This is a genomic window from Cyclobacterium xiamenense (genome assembly GCF_009467825.1).
In the GTDB taxonomy this organism is placed as follows: Bacteria; Bacteroidota; Bacteroidia; order Cytophagales; family Cyclobacteriaceae; genus Cyclobacterium; species Cyclobacterium xiamenense.
Genome location: NZ_WIOK01000010.1, coordinates 68,735 through 85,379, shown reverse-complemented (window position 1 = coordinate 85,379; position 16,645 = coordinate 68,735). Strand labels below are relative to the sequence as shown.

At 49.1% G+C, this 16,645-nt stretch carries 13 protein-coding genes; 2 read left to right on the top strand and 11 right to left on the bottom strand.

What is annotated here, in order from left to right; translation table 11 throughout:
- Positions 1 to 11 precede the first annotated feature (11 nt).
- From GCU44_RS09600 to GCU44_RS09560, 9 genes are all read right to left on the bottom strand, one after another.
- Entirely contained in the window at positions 12 to 2,441 is a 2,430-nt protein-coding gene (locus tag GCU44_RS09600; RefSeq protein WP_154856215.1) for an outer membrane beta-barrel family protein, read from the bottom strand.
- 275 nt (positions 2,442 to 2,716) lie between these two features.
- Positions 2,717 to 3,574: a nucleoside phosphorylase gene (locus GCU44_RS09595; RefSeq protein WP_154856214.1), complete on the bottom strand. Its 858-nt coding sequence runs from the start codon at positions 3,572 to 3,574 to the stop codon at positions 2,717 to 2,719.
- Positions 3,555 to 4,541: an oxygen-dependent tRNA uridine(34) hydroxylase TrhO gene (trhO, locus tag GCU44_RS09590; protein ID WP_154856213.1), complete on the bottom strand. Its 987-nt coding sequence runs from the start codon at positions 4,539 to 4,541 to the stop codon at positions 3,555 to 3,557. The genes GCU44_RS09595 and trhO overlap by 20 nt, the downstream gene beginning before the upstream one ends.
- A gap of 53 nt (positions 4,542 to 4,594) precedes the next feature.
- Entirely contained in the window at positions 4,595 to 5,233 is a 639-nt protein-coding gene (locus GCU44_RS09585; RefSeq protein ID WP_092173013.1) for an acetyltransferase, read from the bottom strand.
- A gap of 53 nt (positions 5,234 to 5,286) precedes the next feature.
- Positions 5,287 to 6,591 (bottom strand): DUF2851 family protein, encoded by a 1,305-nt coding sequence (locus tag GCU44_RS09580; protein ID WP_154856212.1) that lies wholly within the window; start codon positions 6,589 to 6,591, stop codon positions 5,287 to 5,289.
- Between the two features lie 72 nt (positions 6,592 to 6,663).
- Positions 6,664 to 7,482: an orotidine-5'-phosphate decarboxylase gene (pyrF, locus tag GCU44_RS09575; RefSeq protein ID WP_154856211.1), complete on the bottom strand. Its 819-nt coding sequence runs from the start codon at positions 7,480 to 7,482 to the stop codon at positions 6,664 to 6,666.
- A gap of 49 nt (positions 7,483 to 7,531) precedes the next feature.
- Entirely contained in the window at positions 7,532 to 8,188 is a 657-nt protein-coding gene (locus GCU44_RS09570) for a LolA family protein (RefSeq protein ID WP_092173004.1), read from the bottom strand.
- A 19-nt stretch (positions 8,189 to 8,207) separates the two neighbouring features.
- The gene (locus GCU44_RS09565; protein WP_154856210.1) at positions 8,208 to 10,667 is read right to left on the bottom strand and encodes an FtsK/SpoIIIE family DNA translocase; all 2,460 of its coding nucleotides are present in this window, start codon (positions 10,665 to 10,667) and stop codon (positions 8,208 to 8,210) included.
- 65 nt (positions 10,668 to 10,732) lie between these two features.
- The gene (locus GCU44_RS09560; protein ID WP_092173001.1) at positions 10,733 to 11,773 is read right to left on the bottom strand and encodes a quinone-dependent dihydroorotate dehydrogenase; all 1,041 of its coding nucleotides are present in this window, start codon (positions 11,771 to 11,773) and stop codon (positions 10,733 to 10,735) included.
- Between the two features lie 181 nt (positions 11,774 to 11,954).
- Between GCU44_RS09560 and GCU44_RS09555 the strand changes: the two genes are divergently transcribed.
- The gene (locus tag GCU44_RS09555; RefSeq protein ID WP_154856209.1) at positions 11,955 to 13,196 is read left to right on the top strand and encodes a polysaccharide deacetylase family protein; all 1,242 of its coding nucleotides are present in this window, start codon (positions 11,955 to 11,957) and stop codon (positions 13,194 to 13,196) included.
- Between the two features lie 76 nt (positions 13,197 to 13,272).
- On the opposite strand, the gene GCU44_RS09550 is transcribed toward GCU44_RS09555, so the two are convergent.
- Positions 13,273 to 14,394, bottom strand: a complete 1,122-nt coding sequence (locus tag GCU44_RS09550) for a Gfo/Idh/MocA family protein (RefSeq protein ID WP_154856208.1) — start codon at positions 14,392 to 14,394, stop codon at positions 13,273 to 13,275.
- A gap of 97 nt (positions 14,395 to 14,491) precedes the next feature.
- Between GCU44_RS09550 and GCU44_RS09545 the strand changes: the two genes are divergently transcribed.
- On the top strand, positions 14,492 to 14,944 hold the full coding sequence (locus GCU44_RS09545; protein WP_241684891.1) for a GNAT family N-acetyltransferase: 453 nt from the start codon (positions 14,492 to 14,494) through the stop codon (positions 14,942 to 14,944).
- 53 nt (positions 14,945 to 14,997) lie between these two features.
- Here GCU44_RS09545 and GCU44_RS09540 read toward each other — a convergent pair whose 3' ends face one another.
- On the bottom strand, positions 14,998 to 16,467 hold the full coding sequence (locus GCU44_RS09540) for a Gfo/Idh/MocA family protein (protein WP_092172992.1): 1,470 nt from the start codon (positions 16,465 to 16,467) through the stop codon (positions 14,998 to 15,000).
- Between the last annotated feature and the right edge of the window lie 178 nt (positions 16,468 to 16,645).

Sequence of the window (16,645 nt, the reverse complement as noted above, 5' to 3'; positions counted from 1 at the left end):
ACGGCTCGTTCTTAAAAGTCGCTGTCCTCTCCATCAAATTCACGCCCCCCCTCTCTGCCGTTATTCCGGTCTTTAAATCCCCCAAACCGGTAGGTAAAGGAAAAGGTGCCGATCTGGGTTTCCCAGTTGAACAAACGGTCCTGCACGAAACGTGCGTCACTGTTATTAATTTTGAAAACCCTTGTGTTGAAAATATCACTCACATTTAGGCTAATTGTGCCCTTGTCGTTTAAGACGGCTTTGCGTATGCCCGCATTGATTGCCCAAAGGGGCTCAATTTCGCCCTGAGGAAAAACGATGGGGCCCCGATAATTCCCCTGTATTTGAATGGAAAACCAGTCGGGTATGACCATATTAGACAGCAGACTGATAGTCCAACTAAAGTTACTGTTGGAAAACCCCTCTTCGATGTTTTCGCCAAAAACTTCGGAATAGAAAAAATTAGCCGAAAGGGTAACGTCCCACCAGTCCAGCGGCTGTACCTGATTGATCACCTCCAAGCCGGTACTTTTCCTGAAATTGGCGTTTTCCCGCGTTTGTATTGCCAGGTTATCGTCTGTCAACCGGATTACCCGTGTCAACACGTTTGTGGAATACCGGTGGTAAACGGTAGCATTGAGCAGGAGCTTTTCCCAGCCATTCGCATAGCCCAACTCGTAGCTGTCGGTCAGTTCAGGCTGCAGGTAGGGATTGCCACTACTAAAATTCTGCATGTCCCTGACCCGATAAAAGGGTGACAAGGACCAAAGACTGGGCCGCGAAATCCTTCTGCTGTAATTAGCTGTGATTGATTTTTCCTCTCCCAGCTCGTAGCTCAAAAACAAGCTGGGAAACAAGTTGCCGTAGTTGTTCACCACGGTATTGGCCAGTCTTTCCTGATAGCTGATGGTTTCGGTGTATTCCCCACGGAGCCCAAATTGGTAGCCAAACTTATTTACCGAATTTCGGTAACTGGCATACAGGGCATATACGTCTTCCTTAAAATCGAAGCCGTCGCTGATCGAATCCACCCGAATGGGATCAAACCCGGAGGCTGCATCGCCCTGGCTAAATTCCTGCGCCCTGCTCCACTGGCTAAACGTACCCTTTACGCCAGCCTCAAATCGACCTCCGTCGTCAAAGGGCTTTTCGTAATCTACCTGCGCGATCCACAAATTGCTGGTTTGGGGTCTATCGTTAATCTGCGATAAAAAATTGCCCGGTACTTCCTGACTTGATTCGTCAAAATAGTCCTGCTGAAAAAACTCGGTCTGCGTTCGCTCGTCTCTGGAAAACGATAGCGAAGCGAACAGCCGCTGCCCGGCCGTGTCTATCCGGTAATCGTAACTAAGGCCTGTTTCCAAATTGGTGCTGATTCGCTGGTCTTCCTCGGTTCGGATCACCTGATTGCTCAGACTTTCATCCCCGTTTAGGTTTCGCTGATCCAACTCGTTGCCGGCCGTTCGGTCTCTGAAATTCCCCTGCATGTAAAAACTCAGCGTCTTCCTGTCCGATAAGGTATAATCTAGCCCCCCGCGAACCAGGTGGGTAGCGTCAAAGCTTTCTCCATAAGAATACTGATCAAGAATGGGACTCACCCCCGGGAGAAAATTCACTCGGTAGGCTTCCGACTCCCGAAACGTTCTCCGATCCTGGTAGCTGTAGGAGACAAAATAGTTGATTTTTTCGGCCCCGTAATTGAGGTTCAATCCGGCGTTGTATTTGTCACGTGTTCCTACAGCCACGTTCGCCTGCCCGTTAAAACCGGTCCGTTGGTTCTTTTTAAGGATAATATTAATAATTCCTCCTACGCCCGCGGCATCGTACCTGGAAGAAGGGTTGGTGATCAATTCCACACTTTTGATACTATTGGCCGGAAATTGGGCCAGGATGGATTCGGCATCGTCACCGGACAAGTTGGATGGACGCCCGTTGATGTAGATCAGGACTTCCCCGCTTCCCCGCATGCTTATTCCCCCTTCCTCATCCACTTGTATGGAGGGTAAGGTTTCCAATAATTCGGTAGCGGTGGCTCCCTCCGCCACAATACTGTTTTCTACGTCATACCTACGTTTGTCAATATCCGTTTCAAACATGGAAGTAACTCCCTCCACGGTAACTTCGTCCAGGTTGGTCGCACCCGGTGCCAGGGAGATGGTACCCAGATTGACTGTCTTTCGGTCTTCCAGGTTTACCTCCTGGTAGTAATCCTCGTAACCGATAAAACCCACCCGAAGCAGGTAAGTCGATGCATCCCCTGTAAACTCGAAGGTTCCATCCAAATCAGACATTCCACCAAAAACGAGGGAAGAGTCTGCCGGTTCCAGCAAGGCTACGTTGGCAAATTCAAGGGGAGTCCGCTGTTCGCTATCCTGTATTTTCCCTTTTACCAAAACTTCCTGTGCAAAAGTTCCTGTCAGGCTTAAAAAAATCAGGCTTACAAGTAGTACGATCTGTTTCATGTTGGTTTCGTTTTTCTTCGTCCAAACGCAGGCTAAAACCTGCCAAAGCATTGACTTGGGTAGCATCAAAAACAGCATTTTGAGGGAGTTTGCTGTCAAAATCGGACCACAGCCAATACCTTATTTCAGATAACTAACTTATTTAGAATAATTTATGTTTGAAAATAAATGTCTATACAGGTATTTTAAACGGGCTTGGACCTCGATTTTTTCTATGAGCAGGATTATCTGTACGCTAGTGGGCGGGTGCATACAGGGATGGCCGTCCCTCGTCTCTAAATTTTTTCCAACGCCAGGGAAATCAACGATTCGATCAGTGCTTTCGGGTTTTTGGAAAAGCGCTTGGTTATGCGGTTGCCCACGATGGCGTTGAGGCTTAGCATGTCGTGCCCCAACAAACGCCCCATGGCATAGTAGCCGGCGGTTTCCATTTCGAAATTGGAAAATACGCCCGCCTCCACACGGATACTGCTGAGTTTCGACAAAATATCGGGTATCCCGGGAGCAAGCCGGATATGTCTTCCCTGCGGCCCATAAAAACCGGGACAGGTAACCGTAATGCCCTGTGGCAGGTCCCCAAACCGCGCGAGCAATTCCTCCGAACCTTTCACACAATACGGCAAAAACGGAAGGTCCAGGCGTTCCTTTGTATGCTGGGCAACGATGCGCTCCTCGGGATGCTGAGGCAAGGTATAAAAGGTCATTAGTGTATCCAGTCCCAGACCGTAGGAGGAAGCCAAAATGCTGTCTTCCGGAAGGGTGGGCAGCATGCTTCCCGAGGTGCCCAAACGCACGATGGTCAGGCGGGTGGCTGTTTCTTTTGGTAGCCGGGTCCGAAAATCCACATTGAACAAGGCATCCAATTCGGTCATGAAAATTTCCACATTGTCTGTACCCATGCCCGTGCTGATCACACTGAGCCGTTTTCCCTTATAGGTTCCGGTATGGGTGACAAATTCCCGTTTTTGAACCTGCACTTCCAGTGAATCAAAATGCCTCGAAATCTTCCCTACACGCTCGGGATCTCCGACTGCGATTACCGTCTCTGCTACTTGTCCGGGTAGAAGGTTGAGGTGATAAAGGCTACCATCCGCATTGAGGATAAATTCCGACTCAGGAAGGGGTTTTGCCATACAGGGCCGATTTGATTTTTTCTGCGTTGGGTTTTTGAAAAAGCCCTTTGTAGGGATTGTATCCGTTTGTATTTTTCTGGTAATAGCCGGTGCCGGTATACGCCCGCTTTTTGGGATGGGTTTTGCAGGTTTCCGAACAGGCACCCTCCAATTCCCGCCCACAGGAAGGGCAAATGGGTACATGCACGTTGCATTCCGGATTTGCGCAGTTGACCATTCGATCTGAAGCGGTACCACACACAAAACACGTGGAGATCACTTTTGGGTTTACCGTATTTACGTCAACTGCGAGACGGTTATCAAACACGTAACATTTCCCTTCAAAGTCTTCCCCTCCGGCCTCCATCCCGTATTTGATGATACCGCCATGCAGCTGGTACACGTCCGTGAAGCCCTGCTCCAACAAAAACGCAGAGGCCTTTTCACATTTGATGCCACCGGTACAGTAGGTGAGCACCCTTTTGTTTTTGAGGTGAGCAAGTTCTTTTACCTTTTCCGGAAAATCCCGAAAATTATCAATATCCAACCGGATCGCATTTTTGAAATGGCCCAATTCGTGTTCGTAATTGGAGCGCACATCAAGAATGACCACATCTTCTTCGTCCTTCAAGGCTTTGAATTCCTTTGGTTCCAGGTGTTTCCCGGTTTTTGTTCTCGGGTTGAGGTGTCGCAAGCCGGAATGGACGATTTCTTCCTTCGCGCGTACATGTATCTTTGCAAAGGCGTGCTCGTGGTGTATGTCCACCTTAAATTCCGTATCGGCAAACCTCGGATCGGAAGTGACATAGGCCATGTAGTTGTCACAATCCTCTTTCAGACCGGATACCGTGCCATTCAAACCTTCCGAAGAGACAATGATCCGCCCCCGGATGTTGTTTTCGACACAGAATAGGTGGTGTTCGTCCCGGTATGCCTCCAAGTCGCTGATCGGGGCATAACAATAATAGAGTAAAATTCGATAGTCCATAACCAAAGCCCTGTTTCAAGCAGGGTGTTATTTGTTATACTAGAGTTGTTTTTTCACTTTTCGATAACTTGAGCCGGATTTCCAAACACCGTTTGATTGGCTTCCACATCAGCGATGACCACCGAACCGGCGCCAATCCGGGCATTTTTGCCGACCGAAACGCCGGACACGATAATTACTCCCGAACCGAGAAACGTCCCGTCTCCGATCGTAGCTCCGGCATTTACTACTGCTCCAGCACCAATTTGTACAAAATCCCCCACCCTCGTGTTGTGTTCGATGGAGGCATTTGTATGAACGATGCAATGATTTCCGATACTGGCACCCGCACCAATGGTCACTTTTGCATTGATAAAATTCCCATGTCCGATGGCCGCGTCGGTTGAAATATAGGAAAGTCGATGCAGGGCATTTACCGGTTGCACCTTCCTCCTTTCGTTTAATAGTTTTACAATAGAAGCCCGGTATCGGGCATCGTCGATTGCGACAAAGGCTTCACATTTTTTGCCAATTAGCTTTAAAAATCCTTCGTCTTCCGGTCCGCCCAACACCGCTACATTGTTAATTTCCGTTTTTTGGAGGCGTTCATCCTCGTCCAAAAAACCATACACTACCAGATCATGGCTGTTGAAAATTTCCAGAGCCGGATGGGCTATGCCCTTGGCCCCAAAGATAATGATGGGTTTTTCCATGACGCGTCGTTTTGACAGGCAAAATTAACGGAAATTACCTCCCCGTGCAACGGTCACCTCAAATTGCCTCTGAGAAGGTTCTGCCCGATTTTGCAGGAAAGGCACCTCCTTTTCGAACAATAATCCCCATACAGTCCCAACATGCCCTGGCTGTCAAATGCCTGTAACGCCGGCCAACCGGCATCAGAAAAGATACTTATCAGGCTGTTTTTCTCGGCAGGAATTTCCTGAAGGAAATTAAAACACTTTTCCTGCCACTGATCCAGCCCGGCATAATGCCCATAGGCGTACCAAAGAGGCACCACAAAGTTTATGGCCAAAAGGTTAAGTAAACTATCGCTAAGTCTTCCAGTTGTTTTGGTTTTCATCGGTTTCCCAAAATCGTAATGTCGCTGCCAATAGTCGCTAACGCGAAGCGAAAAGGCACTACGAAAGGATGCGGGATCTTCCAACTGATACAACACCGTAGAAAACAAATTGGGGCTTGTGTTTAGCAGTGCCGCAAGCTGGGAAAGCCGGAAAGAAGGGAAATTACTGGGCCGCACTTTCATAAATTTCCACTCCGAACCAAAAACCACACGTTTCAGGCGGTATTTCTGCTTGAGGTAGGCGTATTCCTCGCTGAGCGTTTTCTCGTATCCTGTCTGGAAGGGCAGAACGGGCTGCAGCATGGCTGCCTGCCCAAAAATCAGGGCCTCTACCTGGCACAGCTCGCCCGCATTTTTTTTTAGTAATGCATACGGAAGGCTTTTGGCCAGCCGAAGCATGGGGCTGGCGTTGGTCTTAAAGCCAAACGAATAAAATAGCCATTGATAAGCGGTCTCTTCCCAATCCTGGTCGTTCGCTTCCAGCAATTGGGTGACCATCCGACTCTTACTGTGCAAGCGCTCTACCAGCGCTTTCTCGAGCATGGAAAATTTCAAAATTCCAGGAAGGTGAGACAGAGAATCGGTGCACAGCAGCTTTCGTGGAGAATACAGTAATCTCTCGTAATTCTTGATAACGTCCAGTGGGATTTTACCCAGTAGCGAGAGCGTCGGAATCGGTGTCCCATCTGCACGGACCGCCACCTCATCGTGTTCCCATACCACATGCAGCACCACGCTGTTGTAGGCGGGATCTTTGTGATGCTGGTGGGCTTTCCAATCCGAGGAACGGAGGTGAATTTCTACGTGGCCGTAGTGCGTGATCCCTGCGATCCTTATTTCTGACTCGTTGAAATCCGGTCCTTCGTGCTGGTTGTGAAATCCGATCTTTTGAACGATCAAAGGCAAGCCATCGGAAGTTTCCAGTCCTTTTTTGTCAAAATATTGGTATTTCCATACCATGTGAAGAAAATCTTCCTGAAACCGAATCATAAAAATGGGCGTTGGTATTCCCGATGAAGATACGAAATAAAGTGATTTTTTGATCGGCTTCTCTGCTATTTTTCAGGTTAAGTACCTGGATAGCAGCTCTTCCATAGCACCCTGAAGGGATTGTGCCTCTTTTTTTGCGGCCACGGCAAAATCCGAATCCGAAGAGGCGTACAGAATCCCCCGGGAAGAATTGACAAGCAATCCACATTGGGCGTTCATTCCGAATCGTGCGACTTCTTCCAAACTTCCTCCCTGCGCACCTACTCCGGGTACCAGCAGAAAATGGTCGGGAACCAGGGCCCTTACGGTCTCAATATGGGAACCCCTGGTAGCTCCTACCACGTACATCATATTTTGGGCGGTTCCCCAGGTTTTGCTTTTTTCCACCACTGACGCAAATAGAGGCGTTCCATCCGAATTATCAATCAGCTGAAAATCCTGGCTGCCCTGATTGGAGGTCAGGGCCAATACGATTGCCCATTTCTCGTCGAACGCAAGGAAGGGGCGGACGCTGTCTTCCCCCATGTACGGGGCGATGGTGATGGCATCGAAATCCATTTGTTCAAAAAAAGCTTTTGCATAGAGGGTAGAGGTATTCCCAATATCCCCTCTTTTGGCATCTGCGATGGTAAATACCTCAGAAGGTAGGTAGTCGAGTGTCTTTTGCAAGGTTTCCCAACCCCCGGGACCCAAGGCTTCGTAGAAAGCGAGATTGGGTTTGTAGGCTACAGCCTGATCAATGGTTGCATCGATGATGGCTTTGTTGAAACTGAAAACCGGGTCCTCTTCCCGCTGCAGCTGCCGGGGAATTTTCTCGATAACGGGATCCAGGCCCACACAGAGAAAGGAGTTCTTTTTTTGAATTTCTGCGAAAATATCCGATGAAGTCATGGCACAAAAATAGAAAAAATACGTTCACTTCCACCGAACGAGCCGATCCCTATCGCAGGTCGATGACCTCCACGTCGGGGTTTTCCTGGGTATTGAACACGAAATAGTCGTCCTTAATCTGTACGGAACTATCCACGTCCTTAAAGGTATACGTAAATTTTCCGCCAATATCGTCCTGGATTTCCCAGGCTAGTAATTCCGGCTTTGCCTTGTCAATGTACAGGGTAATGGACTCAAATTGAGCTTTTTCCTTCTCCGATGTCAGAAGGATTTCATGCACCGATTTCCCGTCAACTTGGTCACTCCCCTGCAGACTTGCCTGGTATCCTTTTTTGTAAATCGAATAGATATTGGAAGGAGTTAATTCTTCCGAGTCGTCCTCCACATCGTTTATGGTGACTTCCTTGTATTTACTCGATTTGATGAGCGTCCATACCGTATTACCGTCGTTAAAAATCTCCTGGTCATTTAGCGTAAGCCGGTATTTTTCACCCTTGACAGTGACCGCTCCTGTATTGGTTTGAATCAAGCCCTCGTCCTCGGTAGAATAAGTGTATTCAAAAGAGGCTGAAAAGCCATTTAAATTTTGGTAGTTTTCACTTACTTCCGCGAGTATTTCCACGGCTTTTGGGTCATTCTGGGCCATTATCACCTGGAAACTCCACAGGAAAGCAAGGCTTAAAGCGATCGTTTTTTTGCTTTTCATGGTAAACTATCTATCTGTTTTAAAGACTGTTCAATAACTGTTCCAAACTACTTTCATCCTGAATCAGCACTTCCCGTGCCTTACTCCCTTCAAACGCTCCCACTACGCCTGCTGCTTCCAGCTGATCGATGATTCGACCGGCACGGTTGTACCCCAACTTCAGCTTTCTCTGAATCAGTGAGGTACTGCCTTGCTGATGCAATACAATCAAGCGTGCTGCATCGTCAAATAACGGATCCCGTTCGGACAGGTCTACCTCTCCCATGCCCCCATCTCCTTCGTCCCCGACAAATTCGGGGAGCAGGTAGGCGTCCGGATACCCCCGTTGCTCGCCTATCCATTCGCAGATAGCATCTACTTCGGGCGTATCCAGAAAGGCACATTGCAGGCGGATGACGTCCGATCCCATAGACAGCAGCATGTCTCCCATACCGATTAGCTGTTCGGCTCCGCCGGCATCAAGAATGGTTCGGCTGTCAATTTTACTGGTTACCCGAAACGACAACCTGGCGGGGAAATTTGCTTTAATAATGCCTGTGATGACATTGACCGATGGGCGCTGCGTAGCCAATACCAGGTGAATCCCAATGGCCCTGGCCAATTGGGCTAACCTGGCGATCGGTCCCTCAATCTCCTTACCGGCAGTCATCATCAAATCTGCCAACTCATCGATCACCAGCACAATATAGGGCATAAACTGATGCCCTTTTTCCGGGTTCAACTTCCTTGCAACAAACTTGGTATTGTACTCCTTCAAATTTCTACACCCGGCGTCTTTCAATAAGTCGTACCGGTTATCCATTTCGATGCACAGCGAATTAAGCGTGTAGATCACCTTCTTGGTATCGGTAATGATCGCTTCTTCCGCATTGGGAAGCTTGGCTAGAAAATGCCGTTCAATCTTATTGAATAAGGTGAGCTCTACCTTTTTCGGATCTACCAATATAAGCTTAAGCTGAGAAGGATGTTTTTTATATATCAGCGAAGCAAGGATCATATTTAACCCAACGGATTTTCCCTGCCCTGTAGCCCCTGCCATGAGCAAATGGGGCATTTTGGCCAGATCTACCACAAATACTTCGTTGGATATGGTCTTGCCAAGTGCCACCGGGAGGTCTTTGTCACTTTTCATGAACTTTTCGGTCCCCAAAACCGAGCGGGCAGCGACCAATTCCCGATTTTTGTTTGGCACCTCGATGCCGATGGTACCCTTACCGGGTATGGGGGCAATGATGCGGATACCCAGGGCGGCAAGGCTCAACGCGATATCGTCTTCCAGGTTTTTTATCTTGCTGATTTTCACCCCCGGATCAGGGATGATTTCGTACAGCGTGACGGTGGGGCCGATGGTCGCCTTGATCTCCTGAATTCCTATTTTAAAATTTACGAGGGTTTCGACAATCTTATTCTTGTTTTCTTCCAGCTCCTGCCGAGTCACGGTTACTTTTTGCTGATCGTACTCATTCAGCAAGTCCAAGGTGGGAAATTTGTAGCTGGGCAAATCCAGCGTTGGGTCATAGGGGTCGGAATTGACTACCTGGTCGGCGGTCTTTTCTTCTTCCGATTGTTGTTCCACAAAAAAATTGTCGGTGGGTTCGGCTTCACCGCTTTCGGAAAGCTGGGTTCGGTCTTCTACATTGAAGGTTGGCTCAGTCGGGCCATTTTTCTCCGCTTTCCGAACGTCACTTTCTGCCAGTTTCCAGCTGTTTTCAGCATCTTCCACTCCACCATCTTCCACCAGGTCATCTTCGGCTTCGCCCATTTCCGGATCGAATGCCTCCTCCCTATCCCTTCGCGCCTGATTCCATCCAGCCTCTTCCTCAGAAGCATCTATTTTTTCGCTGGTGCCAAACAAATTAATTTGCTCCACATTGAAAAAAACAATGACAAATATTAGCAAGGACCCAAATATCAGGATAACGGTACCCCAGCCCAGTAAGTCATCCGACAAGACCGCTAGTTCGTAGCCAAAGCCACCGCTAAGAAAGCTCAGGTAATGGAACCCGTCGATCAAATGCACCAGATACCCAAGCAGTAAACCGAGCCAAACCAAAAAAAAGAGGGAAAAAGCGGCATACCTGCTGAGGGAAAACAAAGCGGATTTAAACGAAAGGCGGTATCCCCACACAAACAGAAAGGGAGGGAAAAGCAGTGCTGCCAAACCAAACCAGCGAAATATCATGTAATAGGCCATGACTGCGCCACTATAGCCAAGAAGGTTTTGGGTCTCCCCTGCCTTTGTCCGCAGGGGAATGCCCGACTCTCCCACCAGGCTCTGATCGGCCTGCCCGGCGAAAAGGTAACTCAAAAAAGCAAAGAACATGAAAACGGCAAACATCATCAAAAAGATTCCAAAGGACAAGCCCCAGCGCTTGTCTTTAAAGAGGGCCCAATTAACTGACCGCCTGGTTTTTGGGCTACCCCCTTCGGGTGCACCTTTCTTCTTGAAAGTATTTTTTTTATACGTATTTGCAGCCATGGTAATTCCTTTCCTCCACAATCGGGATGTAAGTTAATGCATGCTATAGAAATAAAAAAGACTCGCTACTCTGTTAGCCTTTTTGAGAGACCCTTTTTCAATCGCTTGACTAATGCGGGTCCTTCATAAATCATGCCCGTATACACTTGTACCAGACTGGCGCCGGCTTCCAGCTTTTCCTGCACGTCTGCATCCGTAAAAATTCCCCCCACGCCAATCACAGGAAACGCATTCCCGGATTTGCTCGTAAGGTAGCGGATCACTTCGGTACTCCGATCGGAAAGCACTTTACCGCTCAATCCGCCGGCTCCCATTTCTCCTACCTTTTCTGCGGAGGTTTTCAATCCGCCCCTGTCGATGGTGGTATTGGTGGCAACCACTCCGTCGATTCCGGTCCCGGTGACAATCGCAATGATATCGTCCAATTGCCCGTTTGTCAGGTCCGGGGCAATTTTTAGCAAGACCGGTCGGGCTTTCGGATAGCGATCCATGGCTTTTTTAATTGCGGTCAACAATTTCTCCAGCGGCTCCTTGTCCTGTAACCTTCGAAGGTCAGGGGTATTCGGCGAACTCACATTTACCACGAAATAGTCCACGTAAGGGTGCAGTGCATGAAGGCAGTACAAATAATCATCCAGCGCTTCCTCGTTCGGTGTGTCCTTGTTTTTACCAATATTTCCTCCGATTAAAACCCGGGACTTTCTCTTCTTGAGGCGCTCCACAGCCGCAGCAACCCCTCCATTATTGAAACCCATTCGGTTGATTAGCGCCTGGTCCTGAGGAAGTCGAAATAAACGAGGTTTGGGATTCCCCGCCTGGGGTCGGGGTGTGAGGGTCCCGATTTCGATAAACCCAAACCCAAGCAGGGACATTTCGTCGATAAGGCTGGCATCCTTGTCAAATCCGGCTGCCAGGCCGATGGGATTGCGAAACGTCAAGCCAAAAACCGTTCTTTCCAAGGCTTGGTGCTCGTACGCAAAGACAGACTTGATGAGCGGTTGCAGGATTGGCAGGTTAAAAAGCCTTTTGATCCAGGAAAAGGTAAAATGGTGGGCGGATTCCGGGTCTTTGAGAAATAAAAAGGGTTTGATGCTGTACTTATACACGTCGGATTCGTTTTTATGCTCCCAAAATTAAACCAATTCTCTGACTTCCCCCGCTATTCGTAGGATAAAGTAGCGGAATCACCCGGCGCTTAAATAGCAAGAACTAATCGGGTTTTGAACGATTGAGGCAAGGCTTTCATAGAAAATTGTGCTATTTTTAGCACATAAACCCAGACAGAAAATGCTTCACTCACCGAAAATTTTGCTCTCTTGCTTGCTTTCCTTTCTGCTCCTGCTACCGGGTGTCCGGGCACAGGACAGCCCCTTCCCCTGGCCGGAAGGAAAAAAAATGGCGTTAAGCCTAAGTTTTGACGATGCCCGGGCAAGTAACCCCAAAACAGGCATCCCCATTTTGAACAAGCACGATTTGCAGGCGACCTTTTTCGTCCTTCCAGAAGCGATTACAGCCGATTTAACGGGTTGGCAGATGGCGGTGGAGCAAGGGCACGAAATGGCAAATCATTCCTACGTTCATCCCTGTAGTGGTAACTTTACCTGGTCCAGGGATCGCGCCCTGGAAAATTACACCTTGGACCGCATGGAAACCGAATTGATGCGGGCAAACCAGGCTGTGTATGAGCGCCTGGGAGTGATGCCCTCGGTATATGCTTATCCCTGCGGGCAGAAGTTCATTGGACGCGGTACGCATACCCAGAGTTTGGTCCCGCTTATTTCTAAAAAATTCCTGGCGGGGCGTGGATGGTTGGACGAGGCAGCCGCCGACCCCTGGTATGCAGATCTGGCACAATTGCCCGGCGTAAAAATGGACGATACCGATTTTGAATCCCTGCTTCCCATGATTGAGCAAAGCGCGGCAAACGGACATTGGCTAATTCTGGCCGGCCACGAAACCGGAACTTCCGGCGCCCAAACGACCCGCCTGGATTTTTTGGAAGAGCTGGCACGGTATGTCAACGATCCGGCCAATGGAATTTGGGTGGCTCCCATCGGAACCATCGCCCAGTATGTCAAAGCCACCCGAGAAAGCCTGCTCGATACCATCAATCAACCCGGCCTGGTTCGATCAGACCAATACGGCCGTCTGCAGCTTACTGCTGAAACGGGAAAAGGGACCGGTCCAGATATCCAATACATGCCCGAGTGGAAAGCCTTTGGCTGGTTTACCGAGAAAGATCAGGTCACCTGGGAAATGGACGTGCCCGAAACAGCCATCTATCAGGTCTGGTTGGATTGGTCGGTTTCCGACGAAGAAGCCGGAAAGGAGTACCTGCTTTCGGTTTCCGGACAGCAATTGCGTGGCCGGGTAGAGCGATCAGGCTCCTGGGAAACCTTTCAGCAAAAAATGCTGGGCACCGTTCGCCTGAACAAGGGATACCAAACCCTTACCTTTCGGTCTGCCAATCCGGATGAAAAGGGTCCATTGCTTGATCTCCGAACCATCCGGCTCACGCCGGTAGACTAACGGGAAACGCATTCGTTTCCCCGCATCTCCGAGCCGGTGGATTGCCTGTTTAGAAAAAAGGCTGAACGTCTCTGGATTAGCCGAGATTAATGGGTTCTTTTTTTCCGGATGCCACGGCCTTGTAGATGGTATCGATGATGATTAGGTCTTTGAGTCCTTCCTCTCCGTCCACGGGTACCTTGGCACTTTTGCCCTCCAAAATGATTTCTGCCATGCGGTCCATTTGGACGGTTTGATGGGTGATGTGCGGATTGTCCAGGGGGCCCTTGTGGGTTTTCCCTTTGATAGGTCCGTAGCCCGTGGAAGGCTGCATTTCAGCAAAACCCTGCGTGCCGTTCAGAAAAAACCGATCCAGATTGCCCATACTGTACGTGGACAGGCAGGAGGCCACAATGCCCTCGGGAAATCCGAACTGAAATAAAATGGTTTCGTCGACGCCCTCCTTGAATTTAACCGGATCGGTCTTGGTTTCTTGGGCCGTAACCCAAATGGGCTCTTTGCCGACCATGTATCGGGCGCCGTTAACGGAGTAAATGCCTATATCCATCATTGCTCCACCACCAGCCAGCTCTTTGTTTAGTCGCCATTGGGTAGGGTCGCCGATTTTAAAACCACTCAACCCCTGAAAAAATTTGATGTCGCCGAATGCTCCTGCTTCCCGCATCCGAATCACCTCCTGCGTGTTCGCCTCAAAATGCATGCGGTATCCGACCAAAAGTTTTACCCCTGCTTTTTTGCAGGCAGCGACCATTTCTCTCCCTTCCCGGGCATTGAGGGCCATGGGTTTTTCGCAAATTACGTGTTTTCCCGCCGCAGCCACCCGCAAGGTCTGGGGATGATGAAGGGAGTTAGGCGTGATGATGTAGACCGCATCAATGTCCGGATTGTCCTTGATGGCATCGAAATTTTCGTAGTTGTAGCAGTTTTTCGCCGGTATGTTGTATTTGCTTTGCCAGGTAGTAATTTTGGACGGAGTGCCGCTGATCACGCCCACCAATTTTGCCTTTTTACTATCCTGCATGGCCTCAGCTACCCGCGTGCCGTAACTCCCAAGCCCCATGATGGCCACCCGCAATACCGTATCCCGCTTTACGTCTTTCCCCGCAGCAAATAAGGAATTGGTTTCAAATCGCGGAATAAGCGGTAGTGAAACGGCGGAAAGGGTCAGTTTTTGTAAAAAATTTCTTCTGCTCTTCATGGTTTGTAGGTTTTTGTTAACAATGATGGATTTACTAGTCGGTAAATGCAAGTTATTGGTTTTTCTCCATAAATTAAAAATAAAATTATGTTTACCTTTGACGAATAAAATAAACCATCGGAAGGCAATTCAAGAAGTGCAACCCATTACTTACCAGCAGGAAAACAAATTATCTGTTTTCGAATTTAAGGAACTACTCATCGCTTCCACCCTGGGAGAGCGACGGCCGATAGCCGATTTGGACAGATTGGAAACCATGCTTCGCGCGGCCAACCTGATGCTCACCGCCCGGGCAGAAGGGCGGCTGGTGGGCCTGGCACGATCCCTGACAGATAAAACTTTTTGTACCTATTTGTCGGATTTGGCAGTACATCAGGATTACCAAAACCAGGGAATAGGCAAAGCATTGATCCAACAGACCAAAGCTGCCTATCCCCTGGCCAAGCTTATCCTCTTATCGGCACCGAAAGCAATCGGCTACTACCCGAAAATCGGGATGCGAAGGCACGAACACTGTTTTTTCCTCGATGGATCCGCTGATGCGACCTGAAATTCGCCGCCCTACCAGACTCCTGCTGCTCCGACAGGCACGCTGAGGCCGGCTTAAACGGAATCCGGTGAGGGTAGGTCAAATTCCGCTCTTCTCGGATCGTACAGCAGGCGATTGGCCTCTACCGACCTTTCGCCGACGAAATGCTCCGCCTCGCCGTCAAATTCCAGCCAGGGTCCTACGACGTATTCCGCCTGGTCTACCGGTACACCCATTCCGTCCCGGGCAATTTCATGGATTTTCATAAATTCTTCGAAGGCCAATTGGTTGTCGCCAAAACGACCCGCTTTTGCATTGAAAGGCACCTTCTCACCCAATCGATACGAGATGTTCATCAAATGGCCCATGGTACAGCTGTAATGGGCATCGTACATATTTCCATTAGCCATCATGGGATCGTTCGCTTTACAGGCTGCCACAAAACTACCAAAGGCGCCTCCGGGGGTGATTTGTACGGGTTTGGCATCGACATTTCTCGGTTGACTTCCCTGGTGGGAGGTGTAGTCGCCTCCTTCCATCAGCCTTCCGCCGTCCTCAAAATAAAACCGGTTGGTTACTTCCCGCTGGTATCCTTCGTGGTTTACGTTTCTTACGTTGAAAAAAACGTACTGTCCGTTTGCAAACTCGGCAAGCGCAAACATGGTATTGGGTGTTTCTCCCTGATCATCCCATTTAAAACGACCGCCCAAGGCCATGACGCGCGTGGGATGCGTATTGGCCACCTCATCGTCCAGCGCCCAATAGGCCACGTCCAGCTGATGCGTCCCCTGATTGTTTAACTCTCCGTTGCCGACTTGCCAAAACCAATGCCAGTTGTAATGCACCAGATTTTCGTGGTACCCATCAATTACCGAAGGTCCTTTCCAAAGGTTCCAGTCCAGGTGTTCAGGGGGATTGGTGACAGGCTTGTAGCCAATCCCGGCCCTGGGCTTACATGCAAAGCCGTGGGAAACCTTCATTTTTCCGTATTTTCCCGATTTAATTTCACCAATTTGTTTGGCCCAGTTATCACTACTCCGTCGTTGGGTTCCATGCTGCACCACTATACCGTATTTCTGTGCGGCCGCCAAAGCTATCCGGCCTTCCTTAACGTCGTGGCTGGCAGGTTTTTCTACATAGCAATGCTTGCCTGCCTGCGCAGCCCACACCACCATCAGTGAATGCCAATTATTGGGAGTAGCCACACTGATCGCATCGATTTCCTTACTGTCAAGTACCCGGCGCACATCTTTTTCTCCCTTGGCCCGATTACTCGGGGTAGAACCGTCCCTAAGCCCCTGCAAACGCTCGTTTAATACATGGCTATCCGGATCGACCAGGTAGACGATTTCGGAGTCCTTGTGTTCCGAAAATTCGCGAATATGGGTTTTGCCCCGGCCATTTACACCACAAACGGCAACGCGTAACCGCTCGTTTGCGCCCATAATGGCCGCGTAAGATTTGGCATTAAATCCCATTGCGCCGATTGTCAAACCACCCGCGCCGAAAATTGATTTTTTAATAAAGTCCCTTCTTTGTTTCATTCTATGGGTTTATTTAATTGATAGGTAAAACTCGCCTGACCATAAATAAAAGAAAATTCCCTATGGAATCAAACAGCATTCGCCTAATTATCCACGAAAACAAGGGAAAAGCGGGACGTTGAGCCAACGGGTTTACAAGGAAAATGTTACCAGGCAACAGGCTTGTTTCGGTTTTTCA